The 23481-nt window shown below is 57.2% G+C and carries 23 protein-coding genes; 6 read left to right on the forward strand and 17 right to left on the reverse strand.

Going from position 1 to position 23481, the window contains the following annotated elements; translation table 11 throughout:
• Window positions 1–28 precede the first annotated feature (28 nt).
• Window positions 29–439 carry a hypothetical protein gene (locus FEM03_RS09020; RefSeq protein WP_138085876.1) on the forward strand — a complete coding sequence of 137 codons (411 nt, stop codon included), beginning with the start codon at window positions 29–31 and terminating at the stop codon, window positions 437–439.
• A 122-nt stretch (window positions 440–561) separates the two neighbouring features.
• On the opposite strand, the gene FEM03_RS09025 is transcribed toward FEM03_RS09020, so the two are convergent.
• The 10 genes from FEM03_RS09025 to FEM03_RS09070 form a co-directional block, all read right to left on the reverse strand.
• The gene (locus FEM03_RS09025; RefSeq protein ID WP_138085877.1) at window positions 562–1692 is read right to left on the reverse strand and encodes an Lrp/AsnC family transcriptional regulator; all 1131 of its coding nucleotides are present in this window, start codon (window positions 1690–1692) and stop codon (window positions 562–564) included.
• Between the two features lie 127 nt (window positions 1693–1819).
• Window positions 1820–2665, reverse strand: coding sequence for a signal recognition particle-docking protein FtsY (gene ftsY / locus FEM03_RS09030; protein ID WP_138085878.1), 846 nt, complete (start codon window positions 2663–2665; stop codon window positions 1820–1822).
• Between the two features lie 35 nt (window positions 2666–2700).
• Window positions 2701–3177: a transcription antitermination factor NusB gene (nusB, locus tag FEM03_RS09035; RefSeq protein WP_138085879.1), complete on the reverse strand. Its 477-nt coding sequence runs from the start codon at window positions 3175–3177 to the stop codon at window positions 2701–2703.
• Window positions 3178–3190: 13 nt separating this feature from the next.
• A complete protein-coding gene (ribH, locus tag FEM03_RS09040) occupies window positions 3191–3691 on the reverse strand; it encodes a 6,7-dimethyl-8-ribityllumazine synthase (RefSeq protein ID WP_138085880.1) in 501 nt (166 codons plus the stop codon).
• Between the two features lie 90 nt (window positions 3692–3781).
• Entirely contained in the window at window positions 3782–5035 is a 1254-nt protein-coding gene (locus tag FEM03_RS25555) for a cytochrome P450 (RefSeq protein WP_138085881.1), read from the reverse strand.
• Complete coding sequence (locus tag FEM03_RS09050) at window positions 5032–6201, reverse strand: glycosyltransferase (protein WP_138085882.1); 1170 nt, start codon at window positions 6199–6201, stop codon at window positions 5032–5034. Before FEM03_RS09050 ends, FEM03_RS25555 begins: the two co-directional genes overlap by 4 nt.
• 18 nt (window positions 6202–6219) lie before the next feature.
• Window positions 6220–6999 carry a hypothetical protein gene (locus FEM03_RS09055; RefSeq protein ID WP_138085883.1) on the reverse strand — a complete coding sequence of 260 codons (780 nt, stop codon included), beginning with the start codon at window positions 6997–6999 and terminating at the stop codon, window positions 6220–6222.
• A 212-nt stretch (window positions 7000–7211) separates the two neighbouring features.
• Window positions 7212–8414 (reverse strand): bifunctional 3,4-dihydroxy-2-butanone-4-phosphate synthase/GTP cyclohydrolase II, encoded by a 1203-nt coding sequence (locus tag FEM03_RS09060; protein WP_138085884.1) that lies wholly within the window; start codon window positions 8412–8414, stop codon window positions 7212–7214.
• Window positions 8415–8529: 115 nt separating this feature from the next.
• The gene (gene fabG / locus FEM03_RS09065; protein ID WP_138085885.1) at window positions 8530–9276 is read right to left on the reverse strand and encodes a 3-oxoacyl-[acyl-carrier-protein] reductase; all 747 of its coding nucleotides are present in this window, start codon (window positions 9274–9276) and stop codon (window positions 8530–8532) included.
• A 52-nt stretch (window positions 9277–9328) separates the two neighbouring features.
• Complete coding sequence (locus FEM03_RS09070; protein ID WP_138085886.1) at window positions 9329–10537, reverse strand: sialidase family protein; 1209 nt, start codon at window positions 10535–10537, stop codon at window positions 9329–9331.
• Between the two features lie 132 nt (window positions 10538–10669).
• On the opposite strand from FEM03_RS09070, the gene FEM03_RS09075 reads away from it, so the two are divergent.
• A complete protein-coding gene (locus tag FEM03_RS09075; RefSeq protein ID WP_138085887.1) occupies window positions 10670–11359 on the forward strand; it encodes a response regulator transcription factor in 690 nt (229 codons plus the stop codon).
• A gap of 78 nt (window positions 11360–11437) precedes the next feature.
• Here the strand turns inward: FEM03_RS09075 and FEM03_RS25560 are convergent, their stop codons facing one another.
• Window positions 11438–12469, reverse strand: coding sequence for a DUF6799 domain-containing protein (locus tag FEM03_RS25560; protein WP_138085888.1), 1032 nt, complete (start codon window positions 12467–12469; stop codon window positions 11438–11440).
• Window positions 12470–12669: 200 nt separating this feature from the next.
• Here FEM03_RS25560 and FEM03_RS09085 point away from each other — a divergent pair, with 200 nt between their 5' ends.
• The 4 genes from FEM03_RS09085 (at window position 12670) to FEM03_RS09100 (ending at window position 19437) form a co-directional block, all read left to right on the forward strand.
• Window positions 12670–13398, forward strand: a complete 729-nt coding sequence (locus tag FEM03_RS09085; RefSeq protein WP_138085889.1) for a response regulator — start codon at window positions 12670–12672, stop codon at window positions 13396–13398.
• A 178-nt stretch (window positions 13399–13576) separates the two neighbouring features.
• Window positions 13577–14899, forward strand: coding sequence for a pyruvate dehydrogenase complex dihydrolipoamide acetyltransferase (locus FEM03_RS09090; RefSeq protein ID WP_138085890.1), 1323 nt, complete (start codon window positions 13577–13579; stop codon window positions 14897–14899).
• Window positions 14900–14999: 100 nt separating this feature from the next.
• Window positions 15000–16385: a dihydrolipoyl dehydrogenase gene (gene lpdA, locus FEM03_RS09095; protein ID WP_138085891.1), complete on the forward strand. Its 1386-nt coding sequence runs from the start codon at window positions 15000–15002 to the stop codon at window positions 16383–16385.
• 220 nt (window positions 16386–16605) lie between these two features.
• A complete protein-coding gene (locus FEM03_RS09100) occupies window positions 16606–19437 on the forward strand; it encodes a beta strand repeat-containing protein (protein WP_138085892.1) in 2832 nt (943 codons plus the stop codon).
• Between the two features lie 119 nt (window positions 19438–19556).
• On the opposite strand, the gene FEM03_RS09105 is transcribed toward FEM03_RS09100, so the two are convergent.
• The 6 genes from FEM03_RS09105 to FEM03_RS09130 form a co-directional block, all read right to left on the reverse strand.
• Window positions 19557–20363: a class I SAM-dependent methyltransferase gene (locus tag FEM03_RS09105; RefSeq protein WP_138085893.1), complete on the reverse strand. Its 807-nt coding sequence runs from the start codon at window positions 20361–20363 to the stop codon at window positions 19557–19559.
• 164 nt (window positions 20364–20527) lie between these two features.
• The gene (locus FEM03_RS09110) at window positions 20528–20902 is read right to left on the reverse strand and encodes a hypothetical protein (RefSeq protein WP_138085894.1); all 375 of its coding nucleotides are present in this window, start codon (window positions 20900–20902) and stop codon (window positions 20528–20530) included.
• Window positions 20903–21018: 116 nt separating this feature from the next.
• Window positions 21019–21504 carry a hypothetical protein gene (locus FEM03_RS09115; RefSeq protein WP_138085895.1) on the reverse strand — a complete coding sequence of 162 codons (486 nt, stop codon included), beginning with the start codon at window positions 21502–21504 and terminating at the stop codon, window positions 21019–21021.
• Window positions 21505–21567: 63 nt separating this feature from the next.
• Window positions 21568–21828: a type II toxin-antitoxin system RelE family toxin gene (locus FEM03_RS09120; protein WP_138085896.1), complete on the reverse strand. Its 261-nt coding sequence runs from the start codon at window positions 21826–21828 to the stop codon at window positions 21568–21570.
• The gene (locus FEM03_RS09125) at window positions 21809–21997 is read right to left on the reverse strand and encodes a hypothetical protein (protein WP_138085897.1); all 189 of its coding nucleotides are present in this window, start codon (window positions 21995–21997) and stop codon (window positions 21809–21811) included. Before FEM03_RS09125 ends, FEM03_RS09120 begins: the two co-directional genes overlap by 20 nt.
• A 182-nt stretch (window positions 21998–22179) precedes the next feature.
• A complete protein-coding gene (locus FEM03_RS09130; protein ID WP_138085898.1) occupies window positions 22180–22812 on the reverse strand; it encodes a hypothetical protein in 633 nt (210 codons plus the stop codon).
• Window positions 22813–23481: the final 669 nt, after the last annotated feature.

Genomic DNA, 23481 nt, shown 5'->3' on the forward strand with positions numbered 1-23481 from the left:
AATCAACCGAGACCAGTTCAGAGAAGCCATGCGTGGACACTCCGAGCAATTGATTGAAGAGATGGTCGAGGTTCACCAGAATCCCATCGCCGCCTGGATGGAGATGCTCAAAAATCGCCGCCTCGCCTGGCGCCTCGCCCGTTTGCACGGCGAGGTTCTCGTCCGCGAAATCTTTGTCGCCCTCTCCGAACTCCCCAAGTTCCCGCTCGCCAACTGGCTGTGGAATGCCGACCGACCACTCATCCCCCTCTACTGCTTTCTGCGCACCCGACGCGATCCCATCTTCCGCGTCATCAAAATCGAAACCGCCCCCTTCGTCGTCATCGCCCACATCGAATACGGCAATGCCTCCTCCGAAAAACCCACCCGCGAACGATTTTCATTCGATCGCGACAACGTCGGCCGTTTGCAAGTGATCCAACGCGAGCCCCTGCGCTGAAGCCACCTAGCCCGGGAGCGCCGCCATCTCGTGCGGCTTCATCCAACTAGCGCCTCGCGCCTGAAAAACTTAAATGGGCATCGCAGCCGATCGAGACTTCGGCGCTCTCAACTCCCCACCCCTCAAATCACCAGCCCCGCATCCTTCCATTTCTCATGCCATTCGGCAAAAACCTTGGGGGATATCTCGCTCGGTTTGATCTCACTGCGGCCGCCCCAGAACACATTGGTATAAAGCACGGGAATGCCAATGTTCTCCAGATGCTGATCAATGGCGGCCTTGTGCTCCAGCACCCGCGCCCTGTCCGTCCCATGCACCACGCCCATGATGTTGGCATTGGCAAAACGCGGTCCGCCTTCACGCCAGTAGGCATGCGTCATGATGTGATGACGTCCCACTTCACTGCCCGCACGCTGCTGCATCCCTTCCTCCACACGCCAGTGGAACAAGGCGTTGAACCGCGTCACGCGAACGCCGGATTGCGAAGGTTTCACGTGCTCCAAAAACGTCGAGAATCTTCCCAAAATCCCCTTGTCATCAAACCCCTGGGCGACTTCACAAAACTTCTCCACCGAAATCCCAATCTCCGCCGCTCTTCCCACCCATGGCTCGGCAACGATTTCGTCAGGCGCAAAATCCCGCTTCATGGCCACCAAAACTTCCCACTCCAAAGGTGAAAGTTCGACGATATCCGGCGTGATCATTTCCGCCGGCACTTCCGCCTTGTCGCCAAGCTCCATGGTCTTGCGCCGCACATGCCCCACACCCAAGGCAAAGATGCCCTTCGGCTGCATGATGATGTATTCCTTCGCGCCCACCAGCCGCTGCAGCACATCACAATGCTCGGAAATCTGCTTGCCCACCGGCACCTTGACCGTCGTCCACAACTTGAAATCCGATCCACTCACATCACGATCCGTCGAACGCAAGACCACATGACCGCTGAACGGGTCCTGCTTGAACATGAAATCAAACGCCGCATCCAGCTTGTCGTTGTCGATGTTCCACGCCACCAGACCGCCATCCGCCAGCTTGTTCGCCAGCAAGGTCTGCCGCACCCGGCGGATCACGCCCGCCTTCAACATTCCTTGAACACGCTCCAGCACCGTCTCCAACGAAAGCCCCGTCTGCTTCGCCACAAACTGAAACGGGTGGCGGTGAAACCCTTTGATCTGATCCTCTGAAACCTCAAGGATCCGGGTGTTGATTTCGTCGGTGTGTTCGACAGGAAGGGTAGGTGCAGAAAGTGACATAAGGCGAAAAAATATTCAGATTTGAAGCTTCAAATACAAGGCGGGAAACCCATGCAATTGGACGGAATAAACAAACGATCTCAACAGCGGGGTTCTTGAAGCCGAACCCTGAAAACATAGAACTTCTTCACAACATCTGGTCCAGGAACTCGGTGGCATTAAACGCCTTAAAGTCATCCACCTGCTCACCGGTGCCCACAAAACGCGTGGGAATGCCCAGCTCCTGTTGAATGGCCACCACGATGCCGCCCTTGCCGCTGCCGTCGAGTTTGGTGACGATCAACCCCGTCAAAGGCACCGCCTTGTGAAACTCACGCGCCTGTTGCAGCGCATTGCTGCCCGTCGTCGCATCCACCACCAACAGCACCTCGTGCGGCGCGCTCTCGTCTTTTTTTCCGACAATGCGCTCCACCTTGCGCAACTCCTCCATCAAATTGTGCCGGGTGTGCAGCCGACCCGCCGTATCGCACAGGAGAAAACTCACTTTGCGAGCGACCGCCGCATTGTAGGCATCGAAACAGACCGCGCTGGGATCGGCATTGGGCGGACCTTTGATGATCGGCACTTCAATGCGCTTCGACCACACCTCCAACTGCTCCACCGCCGCCGCACGAAAGGTATCCGCCGCCGCCAGCATCACGCTGTGACCCTGCTTCTTCAACAAATGCGCAAGCTTGGCCGAAGACGTCGTTTTGCCCGTCCCGTTCACGCCCACCACCAAAATCACCTTGGGTTTGTCCTCAAACGCCAGAAACGGCGGACGAGGCGGCGGAAGGATTTTTTTGATGTGCTCCTTGGTAACGTCGACAATGTCATGCCCGTGCAGGGTGCGCTGTTGATCACGCAATTCCTGCACGATCTGCATCGACAATTTGACGCCCAAATCTCCTCCAATCAACTGCGCCTCCAGTTCATCCCAATCGATTTCGGGGTTGGAGAACTTTTGGAGAATCTTGGTGAAGAAGCCGGCCACGGGGATAAAAAATTAAGTTCAGTCGGTCCGACGACTCAGTCAGCCGTGGTCGTTGGATGCTCTTCAACCTCCGGCTCCGGCGCCGCTTCCCGCTCCGCCTGCGGACGCACCACTTTCGCGATTTTGTCGAGGATGCCGTTCACAAAAATCCGCGTCTGCGTATCGCCAAGCCCACGGGCAATCTCCACCGCCTCATTGATCACCACCCGAACCGGAATCTCCTTCACATAAAGCAGCTCATAAACCGCCACCCGCAGGATGTTGCGATCCACGGTCCCCACGCGCTCAAACGAGTAGTTCTCCAACCGCTCACTGATGCGCTGGTCGATCTCCGCCTGATGCGCAAACACCCCTTGCAAAAGTCCCTCCGCATGTTCGCGAACCTTGGCATTCGCACTGTGCAGTTCCCAAAAACCGCTGCGTTCCTGCTCGCTCACTTCCTCTTCGCCATGGAGATCATGCGCAAAAAGATATTGAATGGCGGCCTGCCGGCCCTCGCGTCGCTTGCCCATGAAAATCAAAAAGTTATCCGTTGGATTGAGGAAATGGAAAGGTGACGCGCAGCTTCTCAAACAGCTGGATCATGTTCACCGCCACCCGTGCGGCTTCTGTGCCGCGGTTAATTCTGTCGCCAAGGCAGCGTTCGCGCGCCTGTTCTTCGTCGTCCAGCAGCAGCACCTCGTGCACCACCGGCACCACATGCGCCACGGCCATCCGTTGCAGGGCGTCCGTCACCGAAGCCCCGACCAGATCGCCATGCTCGGTTGCCCCGCGAATGATCAGTCCCAGCGCAATCACCACATCCGGCTCGGTATTGCGCAACACAAACTCCGCGCACACGGGAATCTCAAAAGCGCCCGGCACCCGATAAGTCATCACCTGCGCCTGCGGAACCAGCAATTCGAGTTCACGCCGGGCTGAATCCACCAAACCTTGAACGAATTTTTCGTTATAGAGGCTGGCGACAATGGCAATGTTTGCCCGGGTGGTGGAAACTCGGGGACGACTGGGTGCGGCTTCAGACATGAGAAAGAACGGGCGGGACAACTAGCGGAGAATCCCACAGGAATCAACCTTGGGTTGAACTTCCTGCCAGAAAACGCTTCCCACGACTGTTCAAATCTCCACCGGCAATACCGCCAACCCGCGGAAAACCATCGACTTCTGCCAGGCGAGCTGGTCTTGGGCAATGGCCAGCCGGGGCTGATCCCAGCGCGTCAGCAGGGCCTTCAACGCCTCCTCAATCATGATCCGGGCCAGCCTGTCACCGGGACATTGGTGAATGCCAAAACCAAAGGCCGCCGACTTGCCGGGCTCCCGTCGCCAATCAAAAACCTCGGGATTCTCATACACCGCCGGATCGCGATTGGCCGCGGCCAGGCAAAAGGTCACCCCTTGACCTTTCTGAATTTTTGCCCCCGCAAACTCCAGATCCTCGCTCGCATGCCTCGACATGAACTGCACCGGCGGTTCAAATCGCAGCACCTCTTCCACCGCATTCGCCGCCGCTTCCGGCGTAAGGTTACTCCGCAACCATTCCCAACTGGGCGGATGCCGAAGCAGGTTCAACACCGCACTGCCAATCGTATTCCGCACATTGTCGCGGGCCGCCATCAACAGCAGAATTGCCGTGGATCGCACCTGATGCGGCGGTAGCCCCGACACCGCCGCCTCCTTCAGCAAACCCTCCAGCAGCATCGCCTCCGCCCGGTCCTCCACCGGTTTGCAGATCGTCTTCTCCAGCTCTTCGCAGAATCGGGCCATGTGCGCACTGGCTTCCGATAGCCGGTCCCTATCATACCGATTCGACATCACCATCTGGATGCAGGTCAACGCCGTATCCAGCTCCTGCGTCAACATGCCCTCCAGTAAACCCAGCAAATTCGCCACCAACTGGCTGGTAAGCACCGCCGCGTATTCACCCACCACATCTACTACTCCAGCTGCGGGCAGGCCTCCCGCCACGCGCCCCGCCTCGTCGGCCACCCACTCACGAAAATCTGACACCTCCACCCCATTGCAGACCCGGTTGATCGGTTGCCGCAACCGCCCGTGCTCCGGCGGATCAGTGAAAATCACCCATTCCCGGCAAGTTCTTGCCAGGGCAAGATGTTCAACCGGGATCGCATTTTTGGTCTCGTCCCATTGACTGCTTCGAACATTGCGGACCAGCCCCCGATGTCGCATCCCCGCCACCACGTCCGCATGCCGGGTAACAATATATCGGCCAGCCTGCAATTCTGATCCTGAACCAGCCGCCTGAGGCACGAAGTGAACCGGGGCGCTCTCACGGTAATGACGATAGATTGGATAAGGATCAATCCACACATCGGGATGAGATAGATCCAAGGGGGGGATGACGGCACTCATCGCAAAAAACTTCTTTTCCACCAAGCCTTCCGACCTTGTTTCTGCTGCTTCGAAAGTTGTTCTTTCAAGCGTTCGTTTTTCGTCTTCAAACCGGCCGCCTTCTCCCTCAAGGTCGACACTTTGCGGCGGGCATCTTCGAGATGAACTTCCATCAACGGGAGCCGATGCTGTGCCTCCTTGGCCTGCTCCATTTGCTCCTTCAAAAAATCCGCCGCAGCCTCCCAAGGATCAAATGCCGGAACTGACACACCCAATGCCCGCTCATAAACGTCCAAAAGCTGCGGCACAAATTGATCGAGACTCGCCTCCGCACGAATCCGGGCACTCACCACCGCCGCATCCGCCGCATCATACGCTGCCATCTGACTCGACAGATGTTCCACCGTCAAAGGCTGGTCCATCGACTGGTATCCAAAGTTCAGCGGACGCAATGCATCAAATTTCTCGCTGGTGACCAGCCAGCCCACTCCAAAATAGTCACACTGAATCACCGCACACCCCACGGCCATCGCCTCAATGGCCGCCCGTGCTTTGGCAAACACCACATCATATTCCGCCATCAACGTGCCAGGATCCGCAGAGACTTTACCCGACGCTCTTCCGATCACCTCCACCGTCACCTCAAACCGCCCGCACGTCTCCTCAATGACTGACAAATGCCCGCCCACATCCGCGTTGTTGCTAAAAACCAACGCTTTGCGAGGTTTCACCGGCAGCGGCCGCCGAGGCGGAAAGCGCGACAGATCCACAAAATTAAGCAGCCGCACAATCCTCTCCTCCGCAACCCCTTCAGTGATCAGCCTCTCCCGGCACGCCTCATCCACGGCGACGTATTGCACCACGCTGGGCATCGTGCACGGACTCTCCGGCCAGATTTTGGGTCCGTGACAAAAGGAAATCACCGGCACCTGCGGATACGCCATCGCGGCCAGCGTCGTCTCAATGCGATGATGCCCATGAATCACATCAAAGGGACCATGCGCCCGTGCCAAATCCGTCACCACCCTCACTCCTCCCGCCTCCAATTCCGCTGCCACCTCACCAAGCTTCATGCTGAAACAAACCGGCTCATGTCCCATCGCCCGCAACGCAAACGCCACGTCACGCACATACAACTCCGTGCCGGCACGCTCGTCTAACGTGTTGTTGGTGATGAGGATGCGCATGACCTGCCTTTGGCTCGCTTAGCTCCCCTCCTCCGCCCAATTCCACAGACCTTCGGCAATGGGAAGCAAATGTTCGGAGTAGGTGATCAAATCGTGATAGTGGCCTTTTTCGATCTGTCGTCTTCCATAAGTCTCGTAAAACGGCGGGGCATTCCCCTCCCAAACCATGCCCAATCTCCCCTCCACCGCCGGGTGCAGAACCTCCCTTTGAAACGGCCCCTCGCCATACTTCGCAATCGCCTTGTCCACCTCACCCGCCATCTCCGGATAAGCGCTCTTGACGATGTCCCGCTTCCACTCGAACAGGGATTGATCCATCTCCACCACCAGCTCGCCCTCGCTCTCCACCTCCATTCCCAGACCCTCCAATGGGAATGCATAATTTTTCACCCGTAGATGCTTGCGCCGCAGCTTCTCCACCACCGCGTTGATCACCATCCGGCAAACGTCGTGCGTCGTATTGAAGCCCTCCAGCGCATCACCAGCCACCGTGTCCACTTCGCCAGCGGTCCACTCCCCCTCCAACTGTTGCGCAATTTGGACAAACGGCTCCGCCCCCTCCCGCATCATCCCATAAATTTCGCGATCCGCCAGGTTCCCGAACATCAGTGCCGGCTCACACCCGACCGCTTCCAAGATTTTTCGGGTCGACTCCAGCCTGGAAGGCCGGTTTGGTCCCGAACCATCGGTGAAAATCGTCACCCTCGGCTTGTGCTCCGCCGCCCAGGCTAAAACTTTAATTTCATGCCCCGGATGCCCCAAACACAGGGCGCTTTTCGAAATAGTTTCAGAATTCATTCCCACAGAAGTGCCTGAGAATCGAAAAGCCATGCGATCCGGCCGTGTCCCTTCTCAATTCAGCGAGAATTAGTCATGAGCTCACCTCATTCACCGATGCTTCCCCCATCAAGAGAAACGTCCTCTTGATCATAACCACAAATAATACCGCGATAGGACCGCGCAACTAAAGCTGATCGCTTAGCCAAGCCACCTCCCGGCGACGGTCCTGCTCACAACGTGTGCCCCATCTTGGTCCGCTTCGTCTCCAGATACTTCGCATTGTGCTCATTAGGCTCTTGCATGATCGGACATTGCTCCACAATTTGCAGCTTGTGCCCCTCCAGCCCCACCACCTTACGCGGATTGTTGGTCATCAAACGAATCTTGCGCACCCCCAAATCATACAACATCTGCGCACCCAGACCGTAGTCGCGCAGATCCGACGCAAAACCCAGTTTTTCATTCGCCTCCACGGTGTCATACCCCTCTTCCTGCAATTTGTAAGCGTGAATCTTCGCCGCCAGTCCAATGCCGCGCCCTTCCTGACGCATGTAAAGCAACACTCCGCGCCCTTCCTTCTGAATGCGCTCCATCGCCGTGTGCAATTGACCTCCGCAATCGCAGCGCCGTGAGCCAAACACATCGCCGGTCAGGCACTCGCTGTGCACCCGCACCAGCACCGGTTCGCCGTCATCCACCTTGCCCTTCACCATCGCCAGATGGTTCTCGCCATCCAGCTTGCTCTTGTAAAGATGCAGATCGAACTCGCCATAATCGGTCGGCATCTTGATCACCTGCTCGCACTCGATCAAGCGCTCGCGCTCCTGACGATAACGGATGAGGCTCTCGATGGTGCCAATTTTGAGCCCATGCTCCCGGCCAAACTCGATCAACTCCGGCAATCGCGCCATCGTCCCGTCATCATTCAAAATCTCGCAAATCACCCCACCCGGTGCCAGCCCCGCCATCGTGGCCAAATCGACCGCCGCTTCCGTATGCCCGGCACGACGCAGCACACCACCTGCCTTCGCAATCAGCGGAAACACATGCCCCGGCTGCACCAAATCCTCCTTGCGACTCCCCTTCTCCACCAAGATCCGCAAGGTTCGCGCCCGGTCCGGCGCACTGATGCCCGTCGTCACCCCTTTCGCCGCATCCACACTCACCGTAAAATTGGTGCCATAGGCATCCCGATTGCGCTGCACCATCGCCGGCAATCCCAGTTCCTGCGCCCGCTCTTCGCTCAATGGCGCACAGATCAATCCGCGACCAAATTTCGCCATAAAATTGACCATCTCCGGAGTGATGCGCTCCGCTGCCGCCACCAAATCGCCCTCATTTTCACGATCCGCATCATCGGTAATGATGACCATTTTGCCCTCGCGGATGTCCGCAAGGATCTCTTCAACACTTGAAAAAGGCAGTTCAGACATGGAAAGGCGTGCAGCTAAAAAACAATCTACTCCCTAACATTACGCTGCCCATCAGGCAACGAACGTCATTTCCTCAAAAGGGTCAAGACGGCCCCCAGTTCGGTTCCGTTCACATTCACATCACCATGCCGCCATCCACCGTCAACACCTGCCCGGTGATGTAACGCGCCTCGTCACTCGCCAAAAACGCCACTGCGTTGGCAATGTCCACCGCCTCACCAAAACTCCCCAGCGGAATCCCCTTCAAAATCGCTTCCTTCTGCTGTTCGTTCAACTCATGGGTCATGTCCGTGACAATGAAACCCGGCGCAATCGCATTCACCGTCACCGCCCGACCGGCAAACTCCCGCGCCAGCGACTTCGAAAGTCCGATCAATCCCGCCTTGCTCGCCGCATAGTTGGCCTGACCCGCATTGCCGATCAATCCGATCACACTGCTGATGTTGATGATCCGGCCAAACTTGCTTTTCAAAATTGGCCGCTGCACCGCCTTCAGCATGTTGAACGCCCCTTTCAGGTTCGCATCCAGCACCGAATCCCAATCGTCTTCGCTCATGCGCAAAGCCAAACCATCCCGGGTGATTCCCGCGTTGTTCACCAGAATGTCCACGCCACCAAAATCAGCGATGATCTTTTTGCCCATCTCCAAAGTGCCCGCCGAATCCGCCACATCCACCGCATAAGCCTTGGCTGCGTCAGGATAAAGCGCATTGATCGCCGCCGCCGCCGCTTCCGCATTGGTTTCCGTCCGGCTCACCACCGCCACCTTCGCCCCTTCGGCGGCAAAACGTTCGGCGATGGCCTTGCCGATGCCCCGGCCGGCTCCTGTGACAACTGCGATGCGTGAGGAAAGTCTGCTCATTCCCGCCACTAAAGCGAAACTCGCTCATTCACCAACATAAAATAAATCTGAATCACGGCAGCTCCTCCAACACCCCAAACATGATCCTCTCCTTGCGACTCGGATCGTTGTCCCCCTGCGTGGCGACCAGATAAATCACCCCCTCATGCGCATGGAACGTCGGGTATTGAAACGACCGCTCCGTCGCAAAACGATACTTCCGCTCCCAGTTTTTCCCATCCCGCGAGACCTCCACATTAAACACCGAGCGGCTCACTCCATTCAACTGGGTCGCCTCCTGCCAGCCCAAATAATAAATCCCGTTGAAACAGTCGAACGTCGGCTTCGAACTCGTCCCGTTTGGAACCAGAGGCCAATGCTCCGCCCGGCTCCAGGTTTTTCCATCCGCGCTCGTCGTGAACAGGTAATTTTTGTTCCCGCCTTCCTGACGACAAATCGCCATCCACGTTCCATCCGGCAGGCGGTTCACTGCCGACTCCGTCAGCCGCAAATCAAACGGCTCATTGTAGTGACCCACCACTTCAAACGTATCCAGCGCCTCATTCGCCACCGCCAGGGCGTTCTGCGCCCCTGGATAGTTATTCACCGCCACCCAGGTCCTCCCCTCAAACACCTTGAACGAATCAAACAGATACAACCCAAAATCCTTCGCCGGATGTCTGAACCCCAATGCTGCGGCATCCGCATGAAAATGCTGCGGTTGCATGTCAAACACCCCCAGCTGCGTCTTAATCTTCACCTTGTGGATGGAATCCTCAAACGCCATCTTCTCGACATCAAAATCGATGAACCACATTTGCGACTGTCGATTCCCCGGCGACTCACTGGCAAAATAACAACGCAGCGTCCGCGCATCCTTCTGAATGATGCGCGGCACAAAACACGCCCCCACCGACAGCGTCTCATTCGCAAATTTTTGCTCCGAACGCGCAAACGGCAGAATGTTCTCCACCGCCATCGTCTTCAAATTCACCACCGACATTGCCGAATAAATCGACGGCCACGCCGCGCTTTCCCCGGCCTTCTCGTCATTGAGTTCAGCAACGATAAACGCCCGCCCGCCAACCAGCACAAACTCCGCATCATGGGCACCCTTCACCCCGGGGGCCGTCACCCGGATCAGCTTCTCCATGACCTGGTTCGCCCGCTCTTCCGCGCTCCATCCCTCCGGCAGCAAACGAACCTCCGCCCCCAGGCAACATCCCGGATGCCACCCCAATCCTATCCCCGCCACCAAGGCAACAATACACAAAAATCTCATCTATAACATACCCCGCCAAATACCCGCTTTTTGCACCTCGCCAACGTTTTCTTATGGCCTATGGTGTCGGCAGCCAGCGCCCGTAGAATATCCGCATTTAGCCCAGCAGCTTAATCCCACCGCCACGAACTCATGGGCATTTCACCTAACTCCGACTCCCGATCAAACCAACTTCGATTCCTGGTCGTCGACGACCATCCTCTGTTTCGACGTGGTGTCGCCTTGATTGTGAAGAACCAACCGGGGTTTCAGGTCGTTGGAGAAGCCGAATCGTTCTCCTCGGCATTGGACAAAGCCCGCGAAGTCCGCCCCGATTTCCTCATTACCGACATCACCATGCCCGGCCCGAATGGGATCGAACTCATCAAAAGCATCCTTGCTGAGTTCCCCCATTTGCTGATTCTCGTCATCTCCATGCACGACGAGGCCGAGTATCCCCTCAAGGTGATCCGCGCCGGTGCCAAAGGTTACGTCCTAAAAGACGAGGCGCTCGATGCCCTGCCGGAAGCCCTGCAAAAGATCTGTTCGAGCGGAATTTATCTTAGTTCCCGATTTAACAACACATTGATTTGGAAAGCCGTCGAAGCCAACGGAGGCACCGAATTCCGCTCCTTCTTCAGCCCGTTGTCCGAGCGTGAGATGGAGGTCTTTGAACTGATCGGAAATCAAGTGAGTGCGCACGAAATTGCGGGGCGTCTCAGCCTAAGCGTCAAAACTGTCGAAAATCATCGGGCTCACATCAAAGAAAAGCTTGGCGTTCAAACCGCTTCCGAACTCACCCAACTCGCCTCCCAATGGATCGCAGCCTGCGAACCTCGGTGAACAAGCACAAAAATGCCGGGTCTACCTAGAGACCCGGCATCAGGAACTTAAAGCGAGAAATTCACCTGTCTCAGCGAATTATCGCGCAGCACCGCCGCCACTGCCACCGCCACCGCCACTGCTGCCGCCACTACTGCTGCCGCCGCCTGAACTCGAACCACCACTCGTGCCAGAACTTGAGCTCGAGCCGCCACTCGAACCGGAGCCGGAACCAGTGGAACCTGAAGAACCCGAGTTTCCGCTACGATTGGCACCTGAGCTGGATGAATTCGATCCGCCGGTAGCATTGCTACTGTTTGGACGACTCTCTGGACCCGTTCCGGTGCTTCTTGCATTGCTGCTGTTCGGCCGGCTTTCAGGACCGCTCCCACCGGTTGGTCGAGCCGAATTGTTGCCATTGGCCCCGTTGTTGTTGGCAGGCATGTTTGCATCCGATCCGCCACTGTTGTTGTTCATCCCCTGCTGTTGCTGTTGTTGATTACGGTCGGCATTATTACCGTTGGTGCTATTGCCCTGATTACCATTTGGAACGTTGGCACTATTCGCATTGCGATTCCCAGAGTTCTGGAAAGGCAGTCCCGTCACGGGATCAATGATGCCCGCATTCACCGCATCGGAATTCGTCTGACCCCCGGTTCGATCGCTACGCTCCATCGGAGTCGAAGTGCCCTCTACGGCTGTTCCGGTTGTGCCGTTCTCAGTCGTGCCCGTGCTTGCCGCTCCACTCGCCGACGAATTCGATCTCATCCCCGGAGTGCCGGGAGCCAATCCGGAAACATTTTCTCCCGTGACTGCTGGCTGGCTCGATCTCGATTCCGAAAACCGATCATTCTCCGCCGCACCGGGAGTCGGTTGAGGGGTTGCAAAAACCACCCCCGGCGGCGCAGGAACAATCCGACCGTCCAGCGTCAGCACGGTGTTTTCCGTCATTCGCCGCGTCTGACCATCAAAGCCGGTGATTTCACCACTCGGCTTGATGCTCATCGTCATCTCGCGATCCAGCGGAGTCGCCTGACCGTTGCGAAGTTGGTAAATCTGATTGTTGCGAATTACGAACCCATTGGCTGTCGTCACACCACCGGGCGAACTGGTCTGTGCCAACAGTGGCATCGCTTGAGTCATGCCCATCGCGATCAAAGCGCTAAATGCGAAAGTTTTTGTTTTCATAAAAGCTGATTCGATCTCCAAGCCACATCCGCAGGTAGGGCAAAACCCTGCCAAGCGCCTCAGGGTCAAACCACCACCCACGAAAAACAACACCCAACCGATGCACACAAGCCCGCCACGAAAACCGATTCCCCTCACCTGGCATGAACGAGACTCCCTCAAATTCCCCCTCAAAAAAGCGTGTGCTCATTGTCGACGATCATCCCGTCTTCCGACACGGGGTCACTCTCATTCTTAACGCCGATCCATCTTTTCATGTCTGTGGTGAAGCCGAAACCGCCACCGCGGGACTCGAACTCGCCCGGCAGCTAACTCCCGACATCCTCATCACCGACATCACCATGCCCGGCCCCAACGGCCTCGAACTTATCAAAAGCATCATCGCCGAGCAGCCACGTCTGCTGATCCTCGTCCTCTCCATGCATGAAGAAGCCGAATACGCCCTCCGTGTCATTCGCGCTGGGGCCAAAGGTTATGTCATGAAGGACGAAGCCCATCAATCCATCGTCCTCGCCCTGCAAAAAATCCTCTCCGGCGAATTCTACCTCAGCGCTCGACTCAACAAAACCCTCATCCTTCAAGCCGTTCACAGCCCCGGCGGCACCGAATTCGGCTCCCAGTTCAGCCATCTGTCCGACCGCGAAATGGAGGTATTTGAACTCATCGGCAAACGCCTCAGCACCCGCGAGATCGCTGAATCCCTCCACCTCAGCGTCAAAACCATCGAAACGCATCGCGCTCACATTAAAGAGAAGCTCGCCCTCAAAACCGCCGACGAACTGTCCCACCTGGCGGCCCAATGGATCGCGTCCAGCCAGCCTGCAGAATTCATCTCTTCAAGCGACCCCTCGCTCATTCCTCCGCCTCGCTGAAAAGCCTTCCCACCGACCGCCACCCCCTCCCGATCCGGTTTGGACTAGGTCGAGCTGCCGCCCAAAGACGTGTCTCGGCGCAGCTTCGTGCGAGCTTTCCCCAAGCATTACTCTCGACAAAGCGCCGTCTCTTTCTAAAGTGACCGCTTCAATTTCTCTCCCTACTCCTGCCCTAGCCATGCCCAAGCTCATCAACATGCCCAAACTCAGTGACACCATGACTGAGGGAACCCTCGTCAAGTGGCACATCAAGGAAGGCGATTCCATCGAACTCGGCAAAGTCATCGCCGACGTGGAAACCGACAAAGCCACCATGGAAATGGAAGCCTTCGATGGAGGCACCGTCCACAAAATCCTCATCGCCGAAGGCAGCAAAGTCACCCTGGGCGGCCCCATGCTCGTCCTGCTGGCTGACGGTGAAGAAGCCCCTGCTGATCTCGACTCCTACCTCGCCGAAAACGCCTCGGCCGCCGCCCCCAAGAAAGACTCCAAAGCCAAAGCCCAGGACAAAGACAAAGACACCTCCGGCAAAAAAGCAGCCTTCAGCGGCGTCCTTCCTCCCAGCGCTCCCAAGGCAAAATCCCGCGCCGCCGCCGCCAGCAAAAACGGCGTCCGTGTCAAAGCCTCCCCTCTCGCCCGCAAAATCGCCGAATCCAAAGGCATCGACCTTTCCACCCTCGAAGGCACCGGCCCCGGCGGACGCATCCTCGCCGCCGACCTCGACAACGCTCCCACCGGTGGCGGCTCCGGCAGCGGCAGCGGTGCTCCCGCGAAACCCGCACAAACCATCCGCCCCGTCGCCGGACCAGACGACCAGCGCATCCCCCTCACCGGCATGCGCACCATCATCGCCGAACGCCTTTACGCTTCGAAAACGCAGATCCCCCACTTCTACCTCAACATCGAAGTGGACGCCGCCCCGTTGATGGCCTTCCGCAAACACGTCAACGACTCCTCCGAAAAACTCAACGGCAACAAATACTCCGTCAACGACTTCATCCTGCGCGCCGTCATCCGTTCCGCCGTCGCCGTCCCCGCCGTCAACGCCTCGTTCGACGGTGACGCCATCGTCCAGTTCAAAAACGTCAACCTCAGCGTCGCCATCGCCGTCCCTGATGGCCTCGTCACCCCGGTTATCCGCGCCGCCGAAACCAAAACGCTTCTCGAAATCAGCCAGTCCGTCAAAGACATGGCCGGACGCGCCAAAAACAAAAAACTCAGCCCCGACGAATTCGCTGGCGGCACCATCACCGTCTCCAACCTCGGCGCCTACGGCATCGACACTTTCTCCGCCATCATCAACCCGCCCCAGGCTGCCATCATCAGCGTCGGCAGCGTGCGCAACACCCCAGTGGTCGATGAAAAAGGCAACATCGTCGCCGGGCAGCGCATGTGGATCGGCATCAGCGCCGACCACCGCGTCGTCGACGGAGCCGTCGCCGCCACCTTCCTCGCCGAACTCCGCAAACTCCTCGAAAACCCCGCCCTCATGCTGGTATAATTCTGTCAGTCTTTAGCCCTTCGCCTTTATCCTTTAGCCTTTTAAAAGGTCAGCCCGGTCAGTCTTTAGCCTTTATCCCTTATCCTTTATCCTTTCCCAGATGTCCCACGATCTCATTGTCATTGGAGCCGGTCCCGCCGGATACGTCGCCGCCATTAAAGCCGCCCAGCTCGGTCAAAAAGTTGCCTGCATCGACAAGGAACGCGGCGGCGGCACCTGCAACAACTGGGGCTGCATCCCCACCAAGGCCCTCCTCCACGACGCCAATCTCTACAACAACATCAAAAACCACACTGCCGCCTCTGGCATCACGGTGGAAGGCCTCTCGCACGACTGGGAAAAAATCATCAAACGCTCCCGCACCGTCTCCGAAAAAGGCTCCGCCGGTGTCGCATTCCTCTTCAAAAAGAACAAGATCGATGACATCCGCGGCGAAGCCCGCATCGACAAAGCCGGCGTCGTCACCGTCAAAGACGCCGAAGGCAAGGAAACCGAATACCCTGCCAAAAAAATCCTCATCGCCACCGGCGTCGTCACCCGCCCCTTCCCCGACCTTCCCTTCAACGGCACCACCGTCGTCGGTTCCAAAGACGCCCTCGTCCTCAAAACCCAGCCCAAAACCGCCATCGTCATCGGTGCCGGTGCCATCGGCGTTGAATTCGCCTCCGTCTGGAACGACTTCGGCAGCAAGGTCACCATCGTCGAGATGATGCCCAACATCCTCCCGGTTGAAGACACCGAAGTCTCCCAACTCCTCGAAAAATCCCTCAAAAAGCAGGGCATCGAGATCCTCACCAATCACAAAACCGTCAAGACCGAAGCCAACGACAAGGGCGTCAAAATCACCGTTGCCGACGACAAAGGCGCTGAAAAAGTCCTCGAAGCCGACCTCGTCCTCATCGCCATCGGCGTCCAGCCCCTCCTTCCCGGCGGCGACCTCAAGCTCGACCTCACCGACCGCGGCTATCTCAAGGTCAACGACAACTACGAAACCAGCATCCCCGGCATCTACGCCGCCGGCGACATCATCGGCCCCCCCTGGCTCGCCCACGTCGCCACCTACGAAGCCCTGCAAGCCGTCGAAGGCATGTTCACCAAACACAAGCCCAAGAAAGTCGGCATCTTCCCCGGTTGCACCTACTGCCATCCGCAAGTCGCCAGCATTGGACTCACCGAACGCGCCGCCCAGGAAAAAGGCCTGAAGTTCAAAGTCGGCAAATTCCCCTACTCCGCCAGCGGCAAAGCCCGCGCCATCGGCGAAAGCGAAGGTTTTGTGAAGCTCATCATCGGTGAACCCCACGGCGAAATCCTCGGAGCCCACCTCATCGGAGCCGAAGCCACCGAACTCCTCGCCGAACTCAGCCTCGGCATCACGCTTGAGACCACCATCGAAGAAATCGAAAACACCATCCACGCCCACCCCACCCTGAGCGAGATGATCAAAGAAGCCGCCGAAGTCGGTGCCGGCCACGCCATCCACGTCTAATCTCAGACACCAAGGAAGGGCGATCTCCAGATCGCCCCTTCAGTATTACAAGGGATCCATCAGCCGATGGATCCCTTTTTTTGTTTCCACGCCGATCATCTCAACAAGGACTACGAAGACACTTCACCCAAGTCAGCCTCCCGCATCAAAAAATCTCCGCACAAATGTGTCAAACCCCACCGTTCAAGACAATTGCCATCGACGCTTTTCCTCCTCCGCCATGCCCACACGCCCCCTTTTTTTCCTGCTTTCGATTCTCGTCGTTGTCCTCCCACCGCTGGCCCACGCCCAATCCCACAATTGGATCGGCTCCGCAGGCGGCAACTGGAGCGACCCCGCCAACTGGGCAGGCGGCAGCATTCCGAGCCCCGACAACGGCCCCTTCCGCATCCTGACTTTCTCCAACGCCAACAACCAGACCTCCAACAACGACATCACTCCGGTATCTGCTGGCGTCAATATCGACGACATCACCTTCGCCGCCGGAGCCGGAGCCTACACCCTCACCGGCACCCTGCTCGACATGCTCGGCACCTCCGCCAGCAATACTGACACCGCCGACATCACCAACAACTCCGTCAACACTCAAACCATCGACCTCAACCTCATCGCCCGCGGCGATTTCACCAGCGCCCTTCTCTTCAACACCGCCGCCGGCAACATCATCGTCAACGGCATCATCAGCCAGGTCGGCATCCCCAACATTCAGAAAGAAGGTGCCTTCACCCTCACCCTCAACGGAGCAAACACCCACACCGGCATCACCACCATCAATGCCGGCACCCTTGAAGCCGCCATCCTCGCCAACGCCGGCGTCGCCAGCTCGCTCGGAGCCTCCTCCACCGCCTCCAGCAACCTCGTCTTTAATGGCGGCACGCTCCACTACACCGGCGCTGCCAACGGCAGCACCAATCGCGGCTTCACTCTCAACACCAATACCAGCACCTTAAAAACCAATGCCGGCATCAAGGCCACCTTCGGCGGAGTCATCACTGGCGCAGGCAATCTCACCATCACCGAGAACAGCAGCATTGCCTTCACCAACGGCGCCAGCAACTTCACCGGCGTCACCACCATCAATCAGAACGCCCTGCTGCAAGTCTCCTCCCTTCCCCTTGGCGGATCCACCAGTTCTCTCGGATCTTCCACCAGCGATTCTACCAACCTCGTTTTCAACGGCGGCACCCTCGAATTCACCGGAGGCTCCGCCGTCGGCACCGATCGCGGTTTCACCCTCAACGCCTTGGGCGGCACCCTTTCCACGGTCCTCAACAGCGGTATCCGCATGGATGGCGTCATCGTCGGCACCGGCCCTCTCAACCTCAGCGGCGCAGGCTACGTCGCCCTCACCAACGAGCTCAACAACTTCTCCGGCGTCATCACCATCAACAACGGCTCGTTCCTCGAAGTCCGCAGAGCCAGCGTCCTTGGCGAAGTCGATGCCGACAGCCACACCATCATCAACAACGGCGGCACCCTCGATTTGAACCCCAACGGCGGCAACGGAGCGGGCGGCAGCATTGCCGTGGCGGAGTTCATCACGGTTCAGTCGGGTGGCATCATCAGGAACCGTGGATCCAACAACTCACTCACCAACCTCGTCACCCTCGCGGGCAACGCAATCATTAACACCGACGGCACCAATCTCACCATCGCTGCCGGTCAACTCAGCGGACCCGCAGGCTTCACCAAAACCGGCAGCAGCACCCTCATCCTCAGCGGCATCAACACCTTCGCTGGTGACATCACCATCAGCGCCGGCACCCTCAGCGTCAACTCCCTCCTCCCCTCCGGCCCCCTCGGCACCAGCACCAACAACATCATCCTCGACGGCGGTGCCTTCAGCTACAACGGCGGAGCCAACGCCATCACCCGCGGCTTCACCCTCACTGCCAACGGCGGTGCCCTCTCCGCCCCAACCGCCTACCGGGTCGGCGGCAAAATCAGTGGCGACGGACCCCTCGCCATCACCGGTTCCTCCTACGTCGCCCTCTCCAACAACGACAACGACTACACCGGCGTCACCACCATCGCCGCAGGCGCCTCCGCCTACCTTCGCAACAACAACGTCCTCGGTGCCACCGGTCTTGCCAGCCGCACCGAAGTCAACGGCAGCCTCGTCCTCGATCCCGGTGGCGCCAGCGGCAGCGGCACCAGCCTCAACCTCACCGAGACCCTCAACTTCAACGACGGCTCCACCGTCCGTGTTCTCAACCAAAACAACACCCTCAGCGGCCCCGTCGCTTTTACCGGTGGCACCACCAGCGGTGACATCGCCGACAACACCATTCTCACCTTCAACACCCCCATCACCGGCAACGGCGGCTTCACGCTCAACCACCTCAATGGCACCATCAAAAACGGTCGCGTTGTGCTCACCGGCTCCAACTCCTACTCCGGCCCCACCACCCTCGTGAACGGCAACTTCCAAGTCGGCAACACCAGCATCGGCTCCAGCACCAGCGCCACCACCGTCGAAACCCCCGCCATCCTCTCCGGCACCGGCACCATCAACGCCCTCACCACCCTCGCCGGCACCCTCAGTCCCGGCGACAACGGCGGCACCAGTGTCGGCTCCCTCACCCTCGCCGACCTCGCCCTCAAAGACGGCGCCACCCTCCTGTTTAAAATCACCGCCGCCAACACCACCATCCCCAACCAGGCCGCCCTCGCCACCCTCGCCGATCCCGCCCAGTCCGGCGCCAACGATTTTATCAGTGTCACCAACACCCTCAGCTCCGATCCCAACGTCGTCCTCAATCTCAATCTCGACTTCACCGGCCTAACCCTCGTCGAAGGCATGGTCTTCGACCTCATCGACGCCCCCACCTTTGCCCTCACCGGCACCCCCACTTACAACATCACCATCACCGGCGGAACCCTAGACCCCGCCTTAAAAATCGACACCTCCCGCTTCGCCGACGCCGGCCTCCTCGCCATCGTCGCCATCCCCGAACCCACCCGCGCCCTATTAATATTGCTCGGCCTGTCCCTCATCGGACTTCGCCGACGCCGGACTTTCGCTCACCTTTCCATCGGACCGGGAAACTAAAAGCCTACGACGCAGTCGTCGTGGACTGCTGCGGCCTACCGCCGCTGTAGTGGCCGCAGCCTGCTGCGCCTCGGCGGGAGACAATAGGACGACTTTCGCTGTAGCGGGCACAAACCTAGCTATCTATCCGTCTCTTCATTTTCAGCCACTGCCTCTGCAATAATGAAGTGATAACCCGCATCAAACCGATCTTGGAGGCGCAGTGAACCATTCCGGGAATCCCACGTTCCCGATTCCAAGTCAGCCGACAGACGAGCAATTCCGTCACTCACTTCTTTTGGGTCCATCAAGGCAAATGACGATATGCCATTTCTGACAGCAGGACTGAGATAGCTTTCTGGCTCCGCCCATCCTGCCGCTGCAAATCGATCTTCCAAGTCACGTGGCAGCAGGAACGGAATCTCTCGCACCGTGCGACCGGTCAATAAGCGGACCTCTTCCGCTACATCTTCTAAATGGGAGAACGAAGAACCGCCCTCACGTCCAAGCGTCGGAAAGTAGTCCGCGAGCCAAAACCGGTTTAATGTCTGGGGCTGAAAACTGAAAATCACCAGCGGACCGTTGCCAATGACACGCAATATCTCCGCCAAGGCTTTCTTCCGATCTGAAAAATGGTGCAGCGCAAGAACCATGATTGCGCCATCGGCCGAGTTCGATGGGAGTGGGATATCCTCAGCAGCTGCGGCGATCATCCTGACGCGTGGATGCAATGAACTCTGCCCACGCATGACCTCGGAGGGTTCCAGTGCGAGCACGGTGAAACCCAAATCTGCCAATGCCCGCGAATACTTGCCCGTCCCTGCACCCACGTCCAGGATGGTGGACGAATGGGCGAGACCGAGACCTTCATCAAGTCCGCCAACGATCCGGGCATCGGCCAGTCGTGTCTTCGCGTAGTCTTTCCCAATGACGTCGTAGAGCCGCATCTTAATTATCTCCTATTTGTCAGTCCCTTTATTTCCCCAATGGCGTCGTAGAGCCGCATCTTAATTATCTCCTATTTGTCAGTCCCTTTATTTCCCAACTACTCCCAGCTTCGGTCACTTCAAAACCAAAGCTAATTTGGAAGTTGAGCCGTGTGGTGAAATGATCACCAACCTCGTCCTCCCGCGATAATCAACTGCACCTCGCCATGATGGTCAAGCAACTGATGACTTGATCCAAAGTAGCCACCTTCACTTAACGGCTCCAGCAAAACTTCAATGTTCTGCCACGTCAAAGGGGTGAGTCGACAACGAAAGACTGGTGGTTTTGGATCGGGATGCACACCCGAATCCCATGTATCTCGCTCTGCGAACAACTGGCTACCCTCGACCGAGCGAAAACCCGGAAGCTTGTGGACCGCGAAACTGCCGATACGCCCTTGTGCAAGCTCCGCCAACTGCTCCCTCAAGAGCGCCACCGCCTTCGGCTCGTGCCCGTCAATCAAAAGGACGTTTGGCTGTGAAAAATACTCAATGTCCATCTGCGTTTGTGACCCCCTAATACTCGAACTGAGCGCCTGAGAGCAGCGAGCGTCGACAGCCCGAAAGGTGCATGCGATCGTTTTCCGGCTCCGTTTTTGTTCACATTCCGGGTCCGTCAGTGGTGTGAAAATTGATAATATCCCCGTCCCTCGCTGACATCATATCCGATGACATAACCGCCACCATTCGCCCAACGGTCTTCAAAAAACTTGTCGCCAGTGGTGAACCGTTTGCTATGACGGTCAAATTCCTCATCTACTAAAGATGAGTGATTGAATGAACCGTTTTTCGTGACTCCAAATCGATCTAGAAACGGATTCACACGCCAGATCGTGGCTGTCTGATCTTCAGCGACTGCGGCAAGTGATTTCCCGATCGAATCACACCATTGCAGGAGAGAATCTTGATCGATGTCGAACTCAGCAACCCTGTTAATATCACTAGAAATAAATGTGATATTCGAAGCCTGTGTGGGGAGCCACTCAACCGATTCAACATCAACCCCCCAGCTCTTGATCCTTGCATAATCCCACAGAAAAAACGCGAATGCAAAAGTGCCTACCAGAACAATTCCACCGAAGATCAAACATAGTTTCTTCATCTTTTGATGCGAATGTTAAAGGTGAGGCGCGGAACGCAGAGCGGTCGCCCCCGCCATCTGAGTTCAGCGATAGACATCTTTGCGGTGGCGAATCTTGACCACGAGGACCACCAAGACGTCATCTTGAATGTCATAAATTATCCTGTAGTCGCCAACCCTGACCCGATAAGTGTGTTCTGATCCAACGAGATTTTTACAGCCGGAAGGTCTTGGATTAGACCCCAAAGATTCAATGGCAGCAACTATTTTTGGTATCCACTGCTTGTCGATGCCACGAATATCCTTGCTCGCTGACCTGGTTACTTCAACGCGATAGGAGGCCATCCTGAATGAGTTGTTGTTTGAGGCTGTGCAGGGAAATTCGCTCCTCGTCCCGCCGTTCAGCAACCGCGGCAAGGTCCGCAACATCTTCCAAAAGATGCTCATATTCAGCAATAGGAATGACGACAGCAACTTTGTGCCCTTGCTCGTCTGTCAAAAATTGAGTGCCCATGAAGGCTAAATTAGCGCATTTCGCGCGGAAGTCGATCTGTTTAGGATCCGGCAGGAGGGAAGGGCCATTGTCTGTCAGCGAACGTAAAGCGCAGGCACCACTACCAGCGGGAGCTCGTGTCGATCACGGAGTCGGTGGTGAAGACACGATAAAACCGATCAACGGAACGGCTTGCAGGGTTGTCACGGCGCGCCTTGTTCGCTGTTGTCTCTTGCTGACTCGACGCTCTCAAGACGAATCCACGGAACAACTCCATCGCCGCCTTTAAACTTGAACATCGCATGATAGTGAAATGGAATTCGCCCACTCTCAGCCTCTGCCGAACCGATAACTGCGACTTTCAGGCGGTTCCTATCCGTCCACGCTACGGGTGAAATCCCACCATTCGGGCCGGCCTCGGTGGCTTTGAATCTACCCAGCACATTTTGCCAGGCATCGGGAGGAGTGACACGGATCAGCTTGCCACGCTCAACAATAAAATACGCAGTCGTGGCAGACAGTCTTCCAGAGCGCATGTAGACCGCGACGAAACGCCCTCCGGGTGACCAAAAAGCCTTGTTCTGTTTGTGAGCGTTCGGATCGCCCATGTCTCCTTCCCAAAGAAACGAATCGAGTATCTGCTTTGACGATGCATCTCTGAGCGCGATTCGGAATGGTGTTCCGTTGGGTGGGTCAGTATCGAATATCGGAATGGTTACTAGCTCCTGCTTTTGAGAAGGTGACGTTCCGTCAATTACTGACCACTCCTCGGCTAAAACCGAAGATGCTATCAAGAAGATCATGAAGGTGGTAGATATGGTGGTAGCGGTATTCATTTATCAGCGAACGTCCAAGCTGTGCCGACCGCCGAGGCTGGGGTGAGTATGGAGACAGGAGGGCGGGTTAAAGTTCCGGAAAGCATGGCCGCCAGAGCAGCCCCGGGGGTTGGCACCAATGCCTTATTCACCCCTGTTCTCGCAGTCGTCGTGTTCATCGTGCAGGTTCAGGAATGACTATCTCTAGTGGCTCAGAAGCGGTAGAGCCTGACCACAAATCCTGAGGATACTGAATGCCAGAGTCCCGGCTGGCCGACGCAACAGTGCTGTCGTATGTGTAGCGGAAACGAACGGAGAACTTCCCTGATAATTCATGTTCTCGCGCAATATCAACATGCCTCTCACAGGCATCTCCCGGCAGTATCTGAAACCTATAGTCCTCAGGCCACTTGGCGTCGGAGTAGAGACCCGAAACGCCGCAACGACCTCCGAGGGGCACTGACTTCCCCGCTGAGTCTGTCATCTGAACATCGTAAAACGGCAGATGCCAACCCCACTCGGAGCCATCCAGCGGACGAAGCAAGTTCACTGGCCGACGTGATAGGTTCTCAAAACGGACAACAATGGTTCGGTGATCTGGCGAGTATCGAAGCACGGTTAGCTTCAAATCTCGTGCATTTGACGAGTCCTGGCGAACAAAGGCCTGCAATCGTGCTGTATAGGCAGAAG

The organism is Phragmitibacter flavus, assembly GCF_005780165.1.
Taxonomy (GTDB): Bacteria; Verrucomicrobiota; Verrucomicrobiia; order Verrucomicrobiales; family Verrucomicrobiaceae; genus Phragmitibacter; species Phragmitibacter flavus.